This is a genomic window from Vibrio sp. 10N.247.311.14 (assembly GCF_041467715.1).
In the GTDB taxonomy this organism is placed as follows: domain Bacteria; phylum Pseudomonadota; class Gammaproteobacteria; order Enterobacterales; family Vibrionaceae; genus Vibrio; species Vibrio crassostreae_C.
Genome location: NZ_JBFSVE010000014.1, coordinates 1 through 17,378, shown reverse-complemented (window position 1 = coordinate 17,378; position 17,378 = coordinate 1). Strand labels below are relative to the sequence as shown.

Annotated in this window: 20 protein-coding genes; 12 read left to right on the top strand and 8 right to left on the bottom strand. The window is 43.6% G+C overall.

All coding sequences use genetic code 11. The annotated features are described in order from the left end of the window. Positions 1–69 precede the first annotated feature (69 nt). Both AB6F11_RS07115 and AB6F11_RS07110 read left to right on the top strand, forming a co-directional pair. On the top strand, positions 70–336 hold the full coding sequence (locus AB6F11_RS07115; RefSeq protein ID WP_017068432.1) for a DUF3081 domain-containing protein: 267 nt from the start codon (positions 70–72) through the stop codon (positions 334–336). A gap of 34 nt (positions 337–370) precedes the next feature. Continuing rightward, positions 371–982 carry a CIA30 family protein gene (locus AB6F11_RS07110; protein WP_102394462.1) on the top strand — a complete coding sequence of 204 codons (612 nt, stop codon included), beginning with the start codon at positions 371–373 and terminating at the stop codon, positions 980–982. Positions 983–1,095: 113 nt separating this feature from the next. On the opposite strand, the gene AB6F11_RS07105 is transcribed toward AB6F11_RS07110, so the two are convergent. Next, a complete protein-coding gene (locus tag AB6F11_RS07105) occupies positions 1,096–2,121 on the bottom strand; it encodes a zinc-binding alcohol dehydrogenase family protein (RefSeq protein ID WP_102394463.1) in 1,026 nt (341 codons plus the stop codon). A gap of 155 nt (positions 2,122–2,276) precedes the next feature. Then, a complete protein-coding gene (locus tag AB6F11_RS07100; protein ID WP_102394464.1) occupies positions 2,277–3,044 on the bottom strand; it encodes a glycine betaine ABC transporter substrate-binding protein in 768 nt (255 codons plus the stop codon). A gap of 268 nt (positions 3,045–3,312) precedes the next feature. On the opposite strand from AB6F11_RS07100, the gene AB6F11_RS07095 reads away from it, so the two are divergent. Then, positions 3,313–4,245, top strand: coding sequence for a LysR family transcriptional regulator (locus AB6F11_RS07095; protein ID WP_102394465.1), 933 nt, complete (start codon positions 3,313–3,315; stop codon positions 4,243–4,245). Between the two features lie 146 nt (positions 4,246–4,391). On the opposite strand, the gene AB6F11_RS07090 is transcribed toward AB6F11_RS07095, so the two are convergent. Further along, positions 4,392–4,778, bottom strand: a complete 387-nt coding sequence (locus tag AB6F11_RS07090; RefSeq protein WP_102394466.1) for a hypothetical protein — start codon at positions 4,776–4,778, stop codon at positions 4,392–4,394. 415 nt (positions 4,779–5,193) lie between these two features. Here AB6F11_RS07090 and AB6F11_RS07085 point away from each other — a divergent pair, with 415 nt between their 5' ends. After that, a complete protein-coding gene (locus tag AB6F11_RS07085) occupies positions 5,194–6,177 on the top strand; it encodes a hypothetical protein (RefSeq protein ID WP_104216420.1) in 984 nt (327 codons plus the stop codon). Between the two features lie 113 nt (positions 6,178–6,290). Here AB6F11_RS07085 and AB6F11_RS07080 read toward each other — a convergent pair whose 3' ends face one another. After that, entirely contained in the window at positions 6,291–7,484 is a 1,194-nt protein-coding gene (locus AB6F11_RS07080) for a benzoate/H(+) symporter BenE family transporter (RefSeq protein WP_104216421.1), read from the bottom strand. A 97-nt stretch (positions 7,485–7,581) separates the two neighbouring features. On the opposite strand from AB6F11_RS07080, the gene AB6F11_RS07075 reads away from it, so the two are divergent. Further along, positions 7,582–8,148, top strand: coding sequence for a helix-turn-helix domain-containing protein (locus AB6F11_RS07075; protein ID WP_102394469.1), 567 nt, complete (start codon positions 7,582–7,584; stop codon positions 8,146–8,148). 113 nt (positions 8,149–8,261) lie between these two features. Here the strand turns inward: AB6F11_RS07075 and AB6F11_RS07070 are convergent, their stop codons facing one another. Beyond that, the gene (locus tag AB6F11_RS07070; protein ID WP_102320367.1) at positions 8,262–9,311 is read right to left on the bottom strand and encodes a cysteine synthase A; all 1,050 of its coding nucleotides are present in this window, start codon (positions 9,309–9,311) and stop codon (positions 8,262–8,264) included. Between the two features lie 217 nt (positions 9,312–9,528). Here AB6F11_RS07070 and AB6F11_RS07065 point away from each other — a divergent pair, with 217 nt between their 5' ends. The 5 genes from AB6F11_RS07065 (at position 9,529) to AB6F11_RS07045 (ending at position 13,170) form a co-directional block, all read left to right on the top strand. Then, on the top strand, positions 9,529–9,696 hold the full coding sequence (locus tag AB6F11_RS07065; protein WP_017062447.1) for a hypothetical protein: 168 nt from the start codon (positions 9,529–9,531) through the stop codon (positions 9,694–9,696). Between the two features lie 582 nt (positions 9,697–10,278). Further along, positions 10,279–11,484, top strand: a complete 1,206-nt coding sequence (locus AB6F11_RS07060; protein ID WP_102394470.1) for a DUF1611 domain-containing protein — start codon at positions 10,279–10,281, stop codon at positions 11,482–11,484. Beyond that, positions 11,481–12,617, top strand: coding sequence for an alanine/ornithine racemase family PLP-dependent enzyme (locus AB6F11_RS07055; protein ID WP_065584873.1), 1,137 nt, complete (start codon positions 11,481–11,483; stop codon positions 12,615–12,617). The genes AB6F11_RS07060 and AB6F11_RS07055 overlap by 4 nt, the downstream gene beginning before the upstream one ends. Next, on the top strand, positions 12,574–12,939 hold the full coding sequence (gene gspS2 / locus AB6F11_RS07050) for a type II secretion system pilot lipoprotein GspS-beta (RefSeq protein ID WP_016788065.1): 366 nt from the start codon (positions 12,574–12,576) through the stop codon (positions 12,937–12,939). Before AB6F11_RS07055 ends, gspS2 begins: the two co-directional genes overlap by 44 nt. Beyond that, positions 12,940–13,170 carry a hypothetical protein gene (locus AB6F11_RS07045; RefSeq protein ID WP_004735670.1) on the top strand — a complete coding sequence of 77 codons (231 nt, stop codon included), beginning with the start codon at positions 12,940–12,942 and terminating at the stop codon, positions 13,168–13,170. It begins immediately after the preceding gene. Between the two features lie 163 nt (positions 13,171–13,333). Here AB6F11_RS07045 and AB6F11_RS07040 read toward each other — a convergent pair whose 3' ends face one another. Together AB6F11_RS07040 and AB6F11_RS07035 are read right to left on the bottom strand one after the other, a co-directional pair. After that, complete coding sequence (locus tag AB6F11_RS07040; protein WP_102394471.1) at positions 13,334–13,870, bottom strand: tyrosine-type recombinase/integrase; 537 nt, start codon at positions 13,868–13,870, stop codon at positions 13,334–13,336. Between the two features lie 211 nt (positions 13,871–14,081). Continuing rightward, on the bottom strand, positions 14,082–15,035 hold the full coding sequence (locus tag AB6F11_RS07035) for a LysR family transcriptional regulator (protein ID WP_102320871.1): 954 nt from the start codon (positions 15,033–15,035) through the stop codon (positions 14,082–14,084). Positions 15,036–15,171: 136 nt separating this feature from the next. Between AB6F11_RS07035 and AB6F11_RS07030 the strand changes: the two genes are divergently transcribed. Then, positions 15,172–15,993, top strand: coding sequence for a DUF4437 domain-containing protein (locus tag AB6F11_RS07030; RefSeq protein ID WP_102320870.1), 822 nt, complete (start codon positions 15,172–15,174; stop codon positions 15,991–15,993). Between the two features lie 116 nt (positions 15,994–16,109). Further along, on the top strand, positions 16,110–16,625 hold the full coding sequence (locus AB6F11_RS07025; RefSeq protein WP_102320869.1) for a DUF3299 domain-containing protein: 516 nt from the start codon (positions 16,110–16,112) through the stop codon (positions 16,623–16,625). A 294-nt stretch (positions 16,626–16,919) separates the two neighbouring features. Here the strand turns inward: AB6F11_RS07025 and AB6F11_RS07020 are convergent. Beyond that, on the bottom strand, positions 16,920–17,378 hold a 459-nt coding region (locus tag AB6F11_RS07020), incomplete at its 5' end, for an MBL fold metallo-hydrolase (RefSeq protein WP_372179403.1).

Sequence of the window (17,378 nt, the reverse complement as noted above, 5' to 3'; positions counted from 1 at the left end):
ATCAAACAGTAACAAATTTAGATACCAATATTCAGCCTATTACCAATAACTACTCAGCGGGAGCAAAACATGGACAACAGAATCACCATTATTGAATTTCTCAGAGTATTTGAGTTTATTCGCTCTTCCGGTGAGCAACGGGACAACAAATATCTAGTTGGCGAAATGACGGCTTGGCATGATTACGACGGTTACACCTGTTGGCTAAGCTATAAAGACGTCACGGTGACGCTGATGTTTCACGGTTCGCTAAAAATTGAGTACGACAACGCTTCAAATTACTCTGAATTTATTGAGCATTGTATGGGTATGCTTGCCACTGAACCTTCTCCATAAAACGCGAACAGACTAACGGCTAACGGAGACAATCATGAACGAAACGGCTTCATTGCTTAAGCGAAGACACCCTTTGTGGCTAGTACTCAGCCTCTCCTTTTTATGGTCTCAAGTATCTGTAGCAGGCATAGGTATGATTGATTTTATACAACCGAACGAACATAAGAATTGGACAGCGACCAACGACAATGTGATGGGCGGCATCTCAACAGGCGAGCTTGTTTACGAAGGCGAGACGAGTCAATTTAAGGGCGAGCTATCGTTAGAAAATAATGGGGGGTTCAGTTCCATAAAGCGCTCCATTAAATCACCAGCCCATGAAATAGATAGCGCAGAGCTAGTATTCGTTGGTGATGGTCGCACTTACCAACTGAGGCTCACAACATCGAAAGATGGTAATCGAGTTCAATACAAACACGATTTCGATACGATAAAGGGAGTGCGGCTTAACAAGGTGTTCCACTTCAATGATTTTCAAGCGGTGTTCAGAGGTCGGCTACTGAGCGATGCGCCGGAACTTAAGGCACGAGACATCAAACAAATAGTTTTTTTGATTGCGGACAAACAGCCCTCGCCTTTTGAGCTAGACCTAATACAGCTTCACTTCAGAACATCGAAACCTATCACATCACCAGAAGCTGACTAAACTGAAAACAAACAAAAGCCCCTGAAACCTTTTGACTAGCAATCAGATATCAGGGGCTTCTTCTATTTAAACCGTCAACGACTCAAAACAACGACGGATTAAAACATCAGCAATTAGTATTTGATGGCAGTTTTACCAATCGAGGCACTGCTCTCAATGCGTTGGTGTGCATCTTTGATTGTATCCACACTAAAGCCATTTAGGGTCGTGGTTAAAGTCGTTTTAATACGGCCCGAATCAATCAGATTCGCAGCTTGGAATAAGATGTCTTGCTGCTTCTGGATATCTTCGGTGTTAAACAATGAACGCGTGAACATCAGCTCCCAAACAAAGCCTGCTGATTTTCCTTGCAGCGCTGATAAGTCAATTCCACCGTCAAATTCAACAATCGAACTGATCATGCCTTGCGGTGCGATCAACTCAACCATCGCATCCCAGTGCCCTTTTGTATCAGCAACATTGAAGATGTAGTCGACATGTTGAATGCCTTGCTCTCGGACAGACTCAACAAGGTTACGGTGGTTCACCACATAGTCCGCTCCCATATCTCTTACCCACTGTTCAGTTTCGGGTCTTGAAGCTGTTGCGATAACATTTAGGTTGGTCAGTTGCTTAGCCAGTTGAATCGTAATTGAACCAACGCCGCCCGCTCCACCAATGATCAGGATAGACTTTTTCTCTTCAGGACGAACACGTAGGCGGTCAAACAACGCTTCCCATGCCGTAAGCGTTGCTAGTGGCATAACGGCTGCAGCTTCATCAGAAAGGCTCTTCGGCGCTTTAGCGGTAATACGGTAGTCCACAGCTTGGTATTCTGCGTTAGCACCCATGCGTGTTACGTCACCCGCATAGTACACACGGTCACCGACTTTGAAGCCTTCAACGTCAGCACCTTTGCCAACAACTTCACCGACTGCGTCATAGCCCAGCACTTTTGGCTGTTCAAGAGTTTTGTCTTTGGCATTACGAATACGAATTTTTGCGTCAGCAGGGTTGATAGAAGTCGCGCTCACTTTTACCAGCAAGTCATTATTTTTTAGTTCTGGCAGACTCGTTTCAAACTCAAACAAACTGTCTTGTTCTGTAATCGCAAGTGATTGAGTAAATCCGATAGCTTTCATTTTTGATGGTAGTGACATTGTGCTTTCTCCTTGAATTAGACGAGTTAATCTTAGTCAATTCTCACTCTAGATAAACCGCCTAATATTTTAATAATTCTCAAATAATTTTTGATAATGGTGTTACCGCTATCTGGGTAATGCAGACATCTAACTGCACTACCACGGCTGAAAGGTTAAATCAGGCCTTTCTCAATCAACCAATCATGTGTCACTTGATCTTGTGTTTTACCTTCACGGCAAACTTTGTAATCCAGCTCTGCGATGATGTCGTTCGAGAAACGTAGCGAATCCAACTTCTGAATCTGTTGTTCGCTGAACAGGTGCTTCTTATCATCTCTTAAAAGAAGTACCGCTCTATCAACAATTCCGAGTAGGCCTTTTGGTTCTTTGAGCTCCCGAATATCGTAACGATAGTGCAAAAACTGAGGTTTCCACAGTGGCACTACCACCCACTCTTTGTCTGCGACCGCACTTTCAAAGGCACTGAAGCAATCGTCTTCACTGCCAGGAAAGAACTGGTAACCAGCATCGCTCAGGCCATAGTCTTTCATCATCTGGATAGAGAAGCGTGTGATGCCAGCGCCGGGGTTGATACCTTGGATGGTCGAGTTCATTTTCTTGACCACTTCGGCTTTTAATAAATCAAAGACTTCAGAAACCGCCTCTTCAGGCACATAGTCTGGCACGCCCCACAAAGCATAAGGTTCATAATGAAGCCCAAGCTCGATAAGCGGTTCAACTTCTTCAACGCCAGCTTTGTAGATACCGTGACTTGATGGTAACCACGCAGAAGAAAGCATATCCACTTGGCCTGTTTTCAGCTTTTCAAAGTTCTCCTGATGTGGAGAGAAAATGCGCTCTACCTCAAAGCCCATGGCTTTCAATACATTGGCAACCAATGATGCGGTCGTACGGTGGAACGACAAATCCGTTACACCCATTGTGATTTTCTTAGTCATCTTATCCCCCTAGATCGTAGGCTTCGTCCATACAGTGCGTACTGCGCTACGTTGTCGATATGGGAAAATGATAGTGAGAAAATTACTAATTTAAAACAGCCTCACATTTGAATTATTATCAAATTAGTTTTGACAATTAAGTGTTTGAAGCTAACTTAGAAGCGATAAGTAGAGATAACCCATTTGCAGATTGTGATGGGGAAATATCCCAACGCCATGTTTAGAACATAATTCAATACAGGTAGATAATATGCTTCTTGAAGACTTACAGGTCATTTTGAAAGTGGCGGAGTTTCGCAGTATCACCGCTGCAGCCACCAACCTCGATATGCGTACTGCCACAGCAAGTGCAGCGGTAAAACGTGTTGAAGCGGCACTCGGTGCAGAGTTGTTTGTTAGAACCACACGCCACCTTAGGCTCTCTTCAGCAGGCGAGCGTTATTTACCGGAATGCGAACAAGCCTTAAAGATGTTGGATCAAGCAAAGCTCAATATGCGCGAAGAGCTCGGTATTCTTGACGGTGAAATTCGCATAGCGCTTTCATCAGATCTAGGACGCAACCTAATCACACCTTGGTTAGATGAGTTCTTGCTTGAATACCCAAAGGCGACGCTTCGCACTAGCATCAGCGATAGCAATATCGACTTCTACCGAGATTCCGTCGATATGGCGCTGCGTTACGGCTCTCCGACCGATGCGAACATGTATGGTTTCAAGATATGCGATGTGCCGAGGATATTGTGTGCGGCTCCTGAATACTTGGCTGAAATGGGCACACCAAAACACCCGAGTGACTTAGCTCAGCACAATGGTTTGCTTTACCAACTCCATGACATGTTGCAAGACGAGTGGGTGTTTAACGATGGTACTCAAGATCATAAAGTGAAACTAAAAGGAAATCGCGCTTCGAACGACGCAGACCTTGTAAGACGTTGGTGTATCGCAGGTAAAGGGGTGGCAATAAAATCTTGTCTAGACATGTCTCCTCACCTGCTTTCAGGCGAAGTGGTTAAAGTTATGCCTGAATTTAAGCCGACACCTACCGAGCTGTGGTTAGTGTGTCCAAGTCGTCAATCCATCACCCCTACTGTGCGTCTACTGAGAGATTTATTCAGAGAGAAAACCGCTGAGATCCTTTCGCAACTGAGCAAACAAGGCATTACAGAAGGCACAACATCTTAAGGTTTAATGTCGCTTATATAAGAAGCAGAGAGACAAAAAAGGCGTTAGCGAACTTCAATTCGCTAACGCCTTTCATCATTAGAACATCATAGCTGCATGATGAACCTTAATAAGAGTACTTAGTTTAATACTCTTAATACAAAAGCTTAGTTTGACTCGTCTTCAACATCGCAGTCTGCGCAGCACTGAAGAGCAATCTCATGTTCGAAGGTGATGGTGTCTTTACCTTCTTCAAGTAGCTCTGCGATTTCGTCTGCCACTTCTTTTTCATCATCCGCTTCGATTCCGCTTGCTAGCTCTTCTTCTGAATAACCGAAGAAGTTCAGTAGTAAATACTCACGCGCTTCATCTTTCGTACAAACCACGTCCGCTGAAAGATCAGGAGTAACCTCGCCTTGTGCAAGTGTTGCTGTCACTTGTGCGATAGCATCGTCTTTCATCGCAGGCGTTAACCAACCAAGATCAGTACTTACTGTCGTTTTTTTACAGTCGAAGCAAGGCAGTTGGTGAAAGTAGTATTGAAAGGTAGTCATAGGTAAATTCTTCTTTAAATGTTGTATAGCGAGATTATGCGCGTTTTGTAGCAAAATACTATCTCAATCACAACCTGAAACCGCTTCGTTCTAAGTATTTTTCAAGCTCCGCGCAAGCTGATGTGATCATCCTATAAAAGCGCTGTTTTGCGCATGCTTACTCAGCTTTACGCTTGTTTACATTTGTACGGGTAATATATGCCTTATCAGATAACAAGCGTGGCACCTCACAAATATTTTGGCTCTTGCTTAGTTTCGTCGCTCCAGCTGTTAGCTATGAGATCACGGCTTACTTAACTACTTAGCTACTTAGCTCGGATTTGTTTGAAATAGCTTTGTTTTCAATTAACTTACTTGCACTTGGCTTATTTTGAACCACGCTTATTTAAATAACCCCTTCTCGGATACCCAATCAATGATCATCAAAAAATATCAAGCCCTTGCCCTTTCATCGGTTGCTTTGCTCGTTTTAGGTTGCTCTCCATCATCAGATACACCCTCGGTCAGTAACATCAGTGATTACCATGGCTCAGCGAGTATTACTCAAGGGTTGGCGAACACCGTTGAATCGAATCTCTTTGAGTGTGCAAACGGACGTAGCCGAGTGGCGGGCGTCGGGGAAATTACGGACTCAGAAGGAAAGGTTTGGACGGTTCCAGCCAAGAACAACTTTGCGACAGGGCCAAAAGCCTTTGATCTTTATGAAGAGTGCTCAAACACCACACCAAGCAGCCTAGCCGAAGTCGATCAAAGCTCTGTACCTGTAGCGATAGTGGATCAAGACGGTGAAGAAATAACAGGTTATATTTTTGCCGATAACTATTTCGAACTTTATATCAACGGCCAGTTAATCGCGGTAGACACCGTTCCTTTCACACCGTTTAACTCAAACATCGTCAAATTTAAGGTGAAGAAGCCTTACACGATTGCGGTGAAAGTGATTGATTGGGAAGAAAACCTAGGTCTTGGCAGCGAAGATAACCGCGGAAAGGCATACCACGCTGGCGATGGTGGCTTTATCGCGAGCTTTAGTGACGGAACCGTGACAGGACCAGAATGGCAAGCACAAACCTTTTATACCTCACCGATTTATGACCTGACTTGTTTGAGTGAAGTGGACGGGAAGCGTCTTTCTGAAAGCTGCACCACGGAAGGAACTGACCAAGGTCAAGATGCCTACGCCGCTCATTGGGAAACACCAACCAACTGGATGAACCAAGAGTTCGATTCAACATCTTGGCCTCAAGCATCGGTATATTCAGAAGACGATATTGGCGTGAACAATAAAAAAGCGTACATGAACTTTATCGAAAAATTCAGTGGTGCTGGCGCAAGCTTTATCTGGTCGACAAATGTCGTTCTCGATAATGAAGTGCTACTGAGATACGAAGTTAAGTAGCTTTATTCCTTTGTAAGCAAGCCCAGTCACGAGTATGACTGGGCTTACTACTCAAACAGCTTGCTGATGTTTCTAATTCACAGCGAACCTGATCCTAATCTTGGGTCGTTTGATTACGACGAAGTTTGCGAAGCCTTGCTTGCTCCACGCGACTTAGCTTTGTAATTGTGTAACCAGCAACAAAACAACCCGATGCACAAACCCCAAAATGCACTGCCGATCCCCAGTAAATTGGTGCCAGAAGCAGTGAATAAGAAAGTAAGCAGTGCAGGCTCTCGATAGTGGGTGTCTGCCATCGAAACAGCTAAACAATTCATCAAGGTCGGCATCACCGCTAAGCCAGCAACCGCAATGACAATCTCGGAGGGCACAGCGCTAAACAGCGACACAAATGACATCCCCATCACGCCAGCTAACAAGTAAAACCCGCCCATACAGATCCCCGCCATGTAACGTGTCTTTGGATTACTATCCGCATTCGGGCCCATGCAAATAGCGCCCGTAATCGCAGCAAGGTTATACGCAAAGCCACCAAACGGCGCGAAAATCAAACCTGTCACCCCGGTGGTGGTAATGATCTTCGATGAATCGACTTGGTATCCATTCGCTTTTAGAACCGCAAATCCCGGTAAGTTCTGTGAAGCCATCGTCACTATAAACAGTGGGATACCGACACTGAACAACGAAAAGAACTCAAAATCGGGCGTGATGAACACTGGGGTCGTTAATCCCATAGTCACCTGACTAACATCGAGTTTGCCAAAACCCACACACATAACCAGTGCGATAATGAAAATGCTTGGGATCAGTAAATTTCCTAACCGCGTTTTCGCCAGAATAAATACAGCGAGCATGACCGCTACGACTTGTGCCTCTTCCATTAGCGACGTGAACAAACCCAAACCGAATTGCAATAGAATCCCCGCGAGCATCGCAGAGGCAATCGATGTTGGGATCTGTTTTAGGACTTTCTCAAATATCCCCGCCAATCCAACTAACGTGATCAACATCGAACTGAACAAAAACACGGCCACAGCCTGATTCATTGTCAGCCCTTCAAGAGATGTGATTAACAACGCCGCTCCAGGCGTCGACCACGCTGTAACCACAGGCTTCTTGTAATGAAACGAGAGCAGTATTGTGGTTACGCCCATGCCAACCCCCAACGCCCAAAACCATGACGCCACTTGCTCTTCAGTTGCTCCAGCACTCATTGCCGCTTGGAAAATAATCGCCGCGGCGCTCGCATAACCAATTAAAACAGCGATAAAGCCGGTACTGACGTGAGAAAATTTTAGCTTAGTCATGTTAATCTCTTCCTGCGTGCGTTATAACGTCCATAGTCCAAACCTAGCACTGTGCGCTATAACGCACAACTTATTTGTAAAAACTTGTAGAGAAAATATGCAAACAGAAATTAAAGTTGGCGTTAACTTGAAACGCCTTCGCCAAGAAAAAGGCTGGAGCTTAGACAAAACAGCGAAAGAAACTGGCGTGAGCAAAGCAATGCTAGGACAAATTGAACGTGGAGAATCCAGCCCGACAGTCGCTAAGCTCTGGCAAATAGCTTCTGGGTTCGAGGTGTCACTTTCAAGCTTTATCACTGCTAGCCCAAACAGTGAACTGACGAGTTTATTCAGAGATGCAAACGAACTAAGACATGAGGAATACAACATTGGCTTTTTCGTCAGTTTGTTGTTTCCTTTTGAGGAAGCACTAGGATTTGAAATATTCGAACTCACCCTAGCACCCGATTACCAGCATGAATCCGCCCCACATAACGCAGGCGTCACTGAGCACATCTTATGCATTTCAGGAGAGATGGCCGTGATGTTTGATGATGAGTGGCATACGTTACGCGCAGGACAAGCTGTTCGCTTTAATGCTAACCAGACCCATGCCTACAAAAATATCGGTGAAGGAAACGCCGTATTTCATAATGTGATTCACTACCCTAATAACAAGCAATAGTGCCGGTTCTGGCGCTAACAGATGTTTAGCTCTAACCGGATGCTTAACGCTAACGGATGTTCAGCGCTAACGAAAGAGCTGGCAGACCACTGGCTGTTACTAACTTAAAGCGACTATACGTTGACGACCATACTGCCATCTTCGGCTTGATAACGAGCCCATAGTTGAGAGAGGTTTTCTTTATTAAGCTGTATCTCTTTTTCTTTCAGAAACGTTTCGTTGTGCAGCTTCGAATATGAGCGCTCAGCAAGGTCACAGCTAAATGTAACGATGGTTTTCCCTTTCCCCATTCTAGCCGCAGCGTATAGCGCACCTGCTACGTTCAACGACGAACTGCTTCCTAGAAGAATACCGTCATGTTCCGCAACAAGGCGGGATATCGTCACCAAATCCTGATCGGGAAGCGTGATGGCACGATTGATTTTTGCCTGCCTGAAATTTTCAACCGTTCGCATGATCCCTATGCCTTCCGTGAACGAACTTCCCGTTGATTGATAGTGTCCATTACGTAGAAACGAATAAATGCCGGACCCATTTGGGTCAACTAACCAAGTTTCGAGATTGGGTTGCTGCTCAGATAGATAGTGTGAGTTTCCGGCAATGGTTCCACCCGTCCCCACCACTGAAACTAGAGCATCAATATTCCCCTGTGTTTGCTGCCAGATCTCAGGTCCAGTATTTAAATAGTGCGCTCGATAATTACTGAGATTTTCAAACTGATCTGCCCACCAATAACTCTCATTTTCGACACCAATCCGCTTAGCCGTGTGGTAAAAATGTTCAGGGTTTGCAAAAGGACAAGGGTCGACCAATAACAGTTCAGCATTATAAAGCGAGATCATGCGCTCTTTCTCTTGTGCCTGCCCTTTTGGCATCACCACCAACATTTTGTAACCAAGGGATTTAGCGACCAGAGCAAGTCCTATTCCCGTATTACCAGCAGTACCTTCAACGATTGTCATTCCCGGCTTAAGCTTACCGGCTTCTATTGCATCCATAACCAACTGAAGTGCCGCTCTATCTTTAATCGAACCACCCGGGTTCTGGTGTTCGCACTTAATAAGAATCTCACAACCTGATATCTCTGAAAGACTGTTGATTCTAACAAGATCGGTATCGCCAATCAGTTCACTGAGATTGTTTGCAATATGGGCAGATGACATCGCGACTCCATTTATTTGTTGAGGATAAGTTTGTTCATCGATTGGGTTGTCGATGATCATAAGCGTAGCTCTGGGGTCTGCTTAGTCAAGAAGTGCCGGAATTGAAAAGACTCTCATTTTCCAAATAGCAATTATAATTTGGGGTGACCGATTAGATTGAGGGCAAAAAAATGTTTCTAAAAGAGAAAAAACCGGTGACCTCGTTGATGTAACTGAAATGACCAAATTAACCAACTTATTTCAAGACAGTATCGAAGGTCGGTTTCAAGCAGGCGAAGAACAGCAAGACCCTGAGATGTTTAAAAAGTCCGAACTGATGTTTATGTCAGGGGAAGAGTTACCTCGATGCTGGACAGATCCAAACTACCGCTCAGGGACTAAATAACCTTAGCGCTTCCAGATCACCCGATGAGTCGCAATTTAAGCTCTGTTCTAAAACTGTTTCACGATCGCCTTGTAGGCTATCCCCCTGTTAAAACATTCAGACGCATCTTTACTAGACACAAAAAGCGAGCCACTTGGGCTCGCTTTTGATTGTCTTTTTCTTGCTTAGACTTCAGTTCAGATTACAGAAGTTCTACCGACTGTTGAGCAATCACGAATTCTTCGTTGGTTGGCAAGCTATTATAATCGCACCTATTAACACGGGTTTGGACAAAAACGCGTTAAACTCAAAACTCTAATTCACTTAACTAATATTAGAAAAAGTATCTTGAAACCTTAAAGCTGAGAGGTTGATACGGCGACGTTGAACAATGAGTCTTAGATCTCTAATCAATCACGTTAGTATGGGTGAAGCCTGAAAGTGATAGACTTAGAAAGCGTATTAATAATAATCAACAAAAGTCTGGTGAGTGTGTTATCTTGGTTGTTATCCCTACCGCTTAGTGGGGACTTCTTTTCTTTTCCGAACTCACATCTCGGCACTCCTTAGTTGCCCTCCTAAGCCTCACCGCAGGCTTTAATTATGTCCATTTCAACCCAAAAGTTAAGAAACATCTTCAAACTCACTAGAATTGAAAATGTAGAAATCAACAACGATGTACCCCATTTCGCACCTTGGTTACCACTTGCTCAGAAAGTAAAACCTGTCATCCCTTCTGCGATTATATATTGCGAAGGTAATTTTGGTAAAATTGATGGTAAAACCGCTAATGGGTTAGTGAGACATTCGTTAAGCTATCGTATTCTATCGGTTATTGATAGTGAGTCTGCTGGCTTAGATGCTGGTGAAGTTCTTGATAACAAAGCCAATGGAATACCTATCCTTGCTAATGCTGAAGAAGCTATCATTCACGCAGAAAGCATTCCTGATTACTTCATTTTTGGCATTGCGCCATCAAGTGGCTTTTTATCTGACTTAGATAAAAGCATAATTTTAAATGCCATGTCACTAGGAATGAACATCGTAAATGGCTTACATGAATTCCTAACCGATGATCCTCTATTTTTAGAAGCCAGCTTAAAGAATAACGTTCGAATATTCGATACTCGCAAACCCAAAAATAAAGGCGATCTGAAAACGTTTATCGGGAAAATACACAACGTTAAATGTCCGAGAATTGCTGTCATGGGGACGGATTGCGCGCTAGGAAAACGAACAACAGCAACAATATTAACGAATGAACTGACTAAAAAAGGCCTTAACGTCGTTCTGATTGCCACCGGTCAAACAGGCATTATGCAAGGCGCACAATACTGCGTTGCACTCGATGCTGTTCCTTCACAATTTTGTGCCGGTGAGTTGGAATCTGTCATTGTACAGGCCTATGAAAAAGAAAACCCGGATCTGATTATTATTGAAGGGCAAGGAGCCTTGAGTCACCCTGCGTTTTCAACCAGCGCTTTTATCTTACGTGGCAGCTGTCCAACGGGTGTGATACTGCAACATGCCCCTAAACGTTTATATCGTAGTGATTTTCCTGATTGCCCAATGCCTTCGATTGCCTCAGAAATCAATCTTATCGAAACGTTTTCTAATACCAATGTTATTGGACTAACACTGAATCATGAAGATATGTCGTTGGATGAAACACGCAGTGTGATAGACAGTTACACTACCGAATTTGGTCTACCTGTTACTGATGTCTTGTCACAACCTGTCGAACATCTGTTGCACATCGTAACGTCAGCTTTCCCTAAAATAGAAAGTAAACTGGCCGAAAAAGGGTGAACTACCCTAGGTTAGACATCGATTGTGGGAAAGTTCACCATAACGCTCAATTCCTGATTACTCAGCTCTCACTGAAAAATATATCCGTTACGCCTGTAACAAAAGCCTTCCTCGGTCACCCTATCATCGCACAAGTTCTTATTGATGCTGGCGCACCAATGTTAGCCGATTCAAGAATCGAAAATCTTCAAAAGATGACTGAATCTGGCATTTCTATCCCCAAAATGCTGATACGTACACCCATGCTCAGTCAAGTGGCGAGCATAATAAAATACAGTGATATGAGTTTAAACTCTGAAGTTGAAGTGATTCAGAGGCTTTCACATGCAGCGGAACAACAAAATTGTCGTCACGATATTATTATTATGGTTGAGCTTGGCGATCTCAGAGAAGGTGTGATGCCTAATCGCGTTATTGATTTTATCCGTGAGATTATTTCTTTACCAAACATCACGATAAAAGGAATTGGTACGAATTTAGCTTGTCGGTATGGTGTCGCTCCAGATGACAAAAATATGAATATTCTTTCTGATCTTGCCGATGGAATTGAAGCTACATTTGGGATCAATCTAGAAATTATTTCAGGGGGTAATTCTGCTTCAGTTAACTGGGCTCTTCAGAGAACAGGCTTAACTCGAGTCAATCACCTTCGTATAGGAGAAGCAATTTTTTTAGGCTGTGAGCCTTTAGAGCACGAAAATATCAAAGGCTTACATACGGATGCGATTTCTTTGACCGCTGAAGTGATTGAATCCAAAATTAAACCGACTTTGCCTTGGGGAAGTCGGGGGTTAAATGCTTTTGGTGAAAAAGAAAACCTTCAAGATAGAGGGGAGGTATCGCAAGCTATTCTGGCATTAGGCCGCCAAGATGTTTGTGTCGGCGGGCTTAAGGCTCCGAATGGGATTAAGATCATGTCTTCAACTAGCGATCACCTTGTCCTTGAATCCTCACAGAAACCACTACTTGTAGGGGAAAAAGTCACATTCAGTTTAGATTACAGTGCGCTCTTATCTTCTATGTCTTCACGTTATATCCATAAATATTTTAAGGCACCTAAAGGGAGAAGAAAGGAAGAAGGAGCGCATAATGCTACGAACAACTGTAATTCTCTTCGTCAGTGTCATGCTTAACGGTTGTCAGATAAGCCCAATAAAATCTAATGGACTTGCCGATTATAGAGCGACAGTTATTTCAAGCCAACTTCCACAAGAGTTAGGCTCAATCACACTCGTAAATGCACAGTCAGAGGGCGATAGTGTCACTCTTGTTTTCGTAAAAAAGAAAACTTTGAATATGGACCGATTAGTAGAAAAAGTCGCCGTTAGTTTTTGTGACAACATCGAAATAAGACCACTATTAGAGAGTGGGATCTCTTATCGAATCATTACCTTAGGAAAAAATGAGAAAGTAGAAAGCCTTAACGTCATTTCTCTAGCTAAGTGCTCTAATTGAATGCTTAGCAGTCGAATGGATAAAAGCCAATACGAGTTGTTCAATGTACTCAATGACACTATTTTATTGAGGTTTGACCGCCTTACGCCTTGGGAAAAAAACTTTATCACAGAGTTACACCATAAGGTCGTAACTAGACAACTCATTTCAATTAAACAAAAACAGCTTGCTTTAAAAATTTCAATGAAAGCCTATAAATCAAAGAAGAAAAACGCGCGTTCCAACGTTTAATTTAAGCTTGTGTATACCTAATCTGTTCAAGGTCCTCAAACCTTGGACAGATTAGTAGTATTTGCACTTAACGTATTGAAAATAATCAAGTGTAGCGGTGAATGGGTAACAACTTTCAGCGTAATAGCAATTGAAACACCTAAGTATTTAGGTTCCTTTTCGATTAACACTCAGTACCTTCTGAAAGCAACAATGCATCTTCTAATTCAACCCCAAGATAGCGGATTGTATTATCTACCTTGGTATGACCAAGTAGTAGCTGCACCGCTCGGATATTTTTCGTTTTTGCGTAGACTAACGTCGCTTTTGTTCGCCTCATCGAGTGAGTGCCATACAAGTTAGGATCCAACCCCAGATTAGAAGCCCATCTCCTCACTAAGTATCGATAGTACGAATAGCTAATCGCTTGTTGCTTTCGCCTTTGGCTTGGGAAAATAAAATTGCTGTCATGTAGCGAAGCCATCAAAATCCATTTCATTAGACTCTGTTGAGTTCTTGTCGTTATCTCAAATTGAACTTCAATATCTGTTTTGCGCTGGATATGCTTAACGCGGTTAAATATCCTATCTTGCGAAGATACATCGCAAACTCTGAGAACGAGCAAATCACTTGCTCTAAGTTTGCTATCAATAGCTAAGTTGAGCAACGCAAGCTGCATCAAATTATTTTCAATTTCTAATCTGGTTCTGATCCGCCAAATTTCCTCAAGCCGAAAAGGCTTTTTGACGCCACTTCGTTTTGTTGAAAACTACCATGATGACCTCCTTTTTAATTTGGTCATCACGATTGTAGTTGGAAGGAAATGGACATTTCTGAGTTAGCACTTTTGCTAAATTAGGGAAAGACGAATTAACTGAAGTATGGCAAACGCTGGTTTAGCTTGTCTCTAGAACAATTATTGGCGACCATAGCTAGTTATCCAGCGGCCATTCACGAGTTTCAATCAACCCTTGCTCAAGCAAGTTGTCGCGAAGCTGGTGAATCCTGACTTTTAGCTCATCACGTATTAATCGAATCGCTGGAGAGATCAACTGACGACTCGGTAATATCAGCCACATTTCGGTCAGTGGTATATCGCTATTAACTAATATCCTCTCTAATCGGCCCGCGAGTAAATCTTCACCGACATCAATAGCGGATTTCTTCGCTATCCCCACCCCATCAATACACCACCGACGAACAATATCACCATCATTCACAGCTCGATCACTGTTCATTTTTATTCTGTATTTTTGATCACCATGATAAAGATCCCAACCGTCGTGCACGACTTCGTACAGTTTGTAGAGCAAGGCTTTATGTTGATATAAATCATCAGGAACCAAAGGTCGACCATGATTTTCAATATAATCAGGAGAAGCGCATAGAACATGAGGGATATCGCAGATCTTAAATCCATACAAGTTGGATTCTTGCGCGGCACCTTTAGTCATAGCTCGTAACGCCACATCGACCCCATCGCGGTAAAAATCGGTTCGGCTATCACTCACATGGAGCCTCAATGACAGGTCTTGATGCTTGTCCATTACATCATTAAGCAAAACGCGCATCAGGTTGCGCCCCATCTCAGAAGACACCGCGATACGAACTTCCCCACTGATGGATTGCTGCTCTTCATTGACCAACACCTGCCCTTGTTGCAACAAATCCAATGCTTGTTGGCACAAAGGTAGATACCGCTCACCCTCTGGGGTCATGCGCATCTTTCGCGTCGTTCGAACAAATAACTCGGCTCCTAACTCTTGCTCTATCCGTTTTAATGACACACTTGCAGCAGAAGAGCTCATATCAAGTTGATTCGCCGCGGCTGTAATCGATTGAAGCTCAGCAACTTTCAACAAAACCTGTAAATCTGAAATTTTCATCACTATACTCTTCACTACTCGAATGGTCAGTTTTATTATCCACGATTTAAGGAAAGTGTATTAAAGATTAGCCCGTTTATCGAATGAATAATTTTGAATAATATTCACCTCAAGCAAATACAGCAGAGGCATTACTATGAAATCATTATTTAAAGCATCGACATTAGCACTAGCCGCAACGCTACTTACTACACCTTCTTTTGCCGATGAAGGTTCTTCAAAAGTTGTCGCGGTAAACGATATTGAGTGGGGTTATCTAAACCCTTTGCGCGGCGTACTTAGCCCGGGAGCTGCGGACCTTTGGGGTGACCGTACAACGGATACCGCAACAGGTATGTTGGTACGCTTTAACAAGGGTTTTGAGTCACCACCGCACATTCATAACATCACGTACCGCGGTGTGGTCATTGAAGGTCAAATGCATAATGACGATCCAACATCAGAAAAGATGTGGATGCCAACAGGCTCGTTCTGGACGCAACCAGCAGGTGAAGACCACACCACTGCCGCAAACGGTGAAACAAACCTAATCTACCTTGAGATTGATGCGGGTCCATATCTAGTTCAACCATCTGAAGAGAAGTTCGATAATGGCGAACGTCCTCTAAACTTGCATAAAGACAATATCGTGTGGCTAAACAGCAGTGATCTTCACGATATCAAAGTAGACGGTGTTCAATCAACGTATGTTTGGGGTAGCACTTCTGACATGGGTGGTTCAATGATCAAACTGCCTGCCGGCTTTGAAGGAAAAATCACCACGGACGCAAGTGAGTTCCGCGCCGTTGTGATTGCAGGCTCGATTGAGTACAACTCAAAAGAACAAAGCAGCAATCTTACTTTAAACCCGGGAAGCTACGTGGAATCTGAGGGCAAGTTCTCTCATAACATCACCAACACGGGGGACTCTGAGGCAACAATCTACATCCGTACTAACAGCAAGTACCAAGTGAAATAAGCCCTAGCTCGCTTTGTCCCTCGCCATCGGCTTAATCCCCCTTAAACCGGTGGCAATTTCCATCGACGCGCAAATCTGTGCAGCACAAGGGTTATGTACAATACAAAGGTTAATATATGAAACACATATTGTTCATCGCTTCTTTGATCATGGTGACATTCAGCTCTGCCTCTTTTGCAGCAAACCAAGTGCGCGATGAAAATACGGTAGAAATTGAGTGGCTTGATCTGATCCCAGAAAGCGAACGTGCACGCGTCAGCGATGAAACCCTTGCTGCCCTTGACCATAGTGCGAATGTTGCTCAGCAGGCTCTAGTGGGAAGTGTTCGTCCAGAACTGAATGGCAGCAACGTCAAAATACCGGGTTTCGTGATTCCATTAGAAGGGGACTCAGAGTCAATCTCTGAGTTTCTTTTGGTTCCCTTTTATGGTGCGTGTATTCACGTTCCACCACCACCTCCAAACCAGATTATTTACGTCAAGTTTGAAGAAGGGACTCCAACTAAAGACCTTTGGGATATCGTTTACATCACAGGAACCTTGAAAACAGAAACAGTAATTTCTGATGACATAGGGGTCGAGTCAGGCTATTCCATTGAAGGTGCGAGCTTAGAGATATATAACAAAGTGTGATCTAGTAAAACTAGAGACTCTATAGGGCTGCGGGTGACCCAAACCAATGATCTGGTAGTGAACAACTAAGGAAAGAGCCATTTGGTTAGCCCGCACTTCACTAGACACTGCACTGGTTAGAAAATGTAGGCCAAATGGCTAGCCTTGAAGTGTGACAGACATGCATCCCGAATTGGAATGGGGCACTTTCGAGTTAGAAAGTGCCACGGGTAAAAATTCAATCCGAGAAGCTTTTGGACAGAAATCATTTAGACTATTTACTTAAATCGGGAGTCACCGGATTAGTTCAGGTATCTAAAACTCCAAGGTCTCACCATCAGCAGGAATAAGGACTTTATCTGACAAACCGTTTTTATCAATTGCTTCTTTAAGAATTGGTCGAGTCACTGCACAGTGATTGAGTGCCTCCATATGGTTCGCAACCACCTTATTAGGGGAAAGGCGAATAAACTCCATGACCTCATCAATAGACATCAATAACGGTTGACCAACGTCCATACGAGCACGACCTGCCGCGACTACTGTGATATCAGGTTTCAACTCAGTCAACGCTCGTTTTACATCATCGGTTAGAACTGTATCACCGCTAATGTAAATAGAAGGCTCATTGGGGAGCTCCAAGAAAAATCCAACACCATTAGCCATTACCTTGTGAATCCATCCATGGCCGTGCAAAGCCGGAACCGCGGTGAGCTTTCCGTCTAGAAAGTCGATAGTTTGCCAGTCTTCAATTCCCCAATTTACCGTTAAGTC

Bases quoted from the DNA above. Each gene is read 5' to 3' on its own strand.
- AB6F11_RS07115 (WP_017068432.1), top strand. From the start codon at position 70: ATGGACAACAGAATCACCATTATTGAATTTCTCAGAGTATTTGAGTTT.
- AB6F11_RS07110 (WP_102394462.1), top strand. From the start codon at position 371: ATGAACGAAACGGCTTCATTGCTTAAGCGAAGACACCCTTTGTGGCTA.
- AB6F11_RS07105 (WP_102394463.1), bottom strand. From the start codon at position 2,121: ATGTCACTACCATCAAAAATGAAAGCTATCGGATTTACTCAATCACTT.
- AB6F11_RS07100 (WP_102394464.1), bottom strand. From the start codon at position 3,044: ATGGGTGTAACGGATTTGTCGTTCCACCGTACGACCGCATCATTGGTT.
- AB6F11_RS07095 (WP_102394465.1), top strand. From the start codon at position 3,313: ATGCTTCTTGAAGACTTACAGGTCATTTTGAAAGTGGCGGAGTTTCGC.
- AB6F11_RS07090 (WP_102394466.1), bottom strand. From the start codon at position 4,778: ATGACTACCTTTCAATACTACTTTCACCAACTGCCTTGCTTCGACTGT.
- AB6F11_RS07085 (WP_104216420.1), top strand. From the start codon at position 5,194: ATGATCATCAAAAAATATCAAGCCCTTGCCCTTTCATCGGTTGCTTTG.
- AB6F11_RS07080 (WP_104216421.1), bottom strand. From the start codon at position 7,484: ATGACTAAGCTAAAATTTTCTCACGTCAGTACCGGCTTTATCGCTGTT.
- AB6F11_RS07075 (WP_102394469.1), top strand. From the start codon at position 7,582: ATGCAAACAGAAATTAAAGTTGGCGTTAACTTGAAACGCCTTCGCCAA.
- AB6F11_RS07070 (WP_102320367.1), bottom strand. From the start codon at position 9,311: ATGTCATCTGCCCATATTGCAAACAATCTCAGTGAACTGATTGGCGAT.
- AB6F11_RS07065 (WP_017062447.1), top strand. From the start codon at position 9,529: ATGACCAAATTAACCAACTTATTTCAAGACAGTATCGAAGGTCGGTTT.
- AB6F11_RS07060 (WP_102394470.1), top strand. From the start codon at position 10,279: ATGTCCATTTCAACCCAAAAGTTAAGAAACATCTTCAAACTCACTAGA.
- gspS2 (WP_016788065.1), top strand. From the start codon at position 12,574: ATGCTACGAACAACTGTAATTCTCTTCGTCAGTGTCATGCTTAACGGT.
- AB6F11_RS07045 (WP_004735670.1), top strand. From the start codon at position 12,940: ATGCTTAGCAGTCGAATGGATAAAAGCCAATACGAGTTGTTCAATGTA.
- AB6F11_RS07035 (WP_102320871.1), bottom strand. From the start codon at position 15,035: ATGAAAATTTCAGATTTACAGGTTTTGTTGAAAGTTGCTGAGCTTCAA.
- AB6F11_RS07030 (WP_102320870.1), top strand. From the start codon at position 15,172: ATGAAATCATTATTTAAAGCATCGACATTAGCACTAGCCGCAACGCTA.
- AB6F11_RS07025 (WP_102320869.1), top strand. From the start codon at position 16,110: ATGAAACACATATTGTTCATCGCTTCTTTGATCATGGTGACATTCAGC.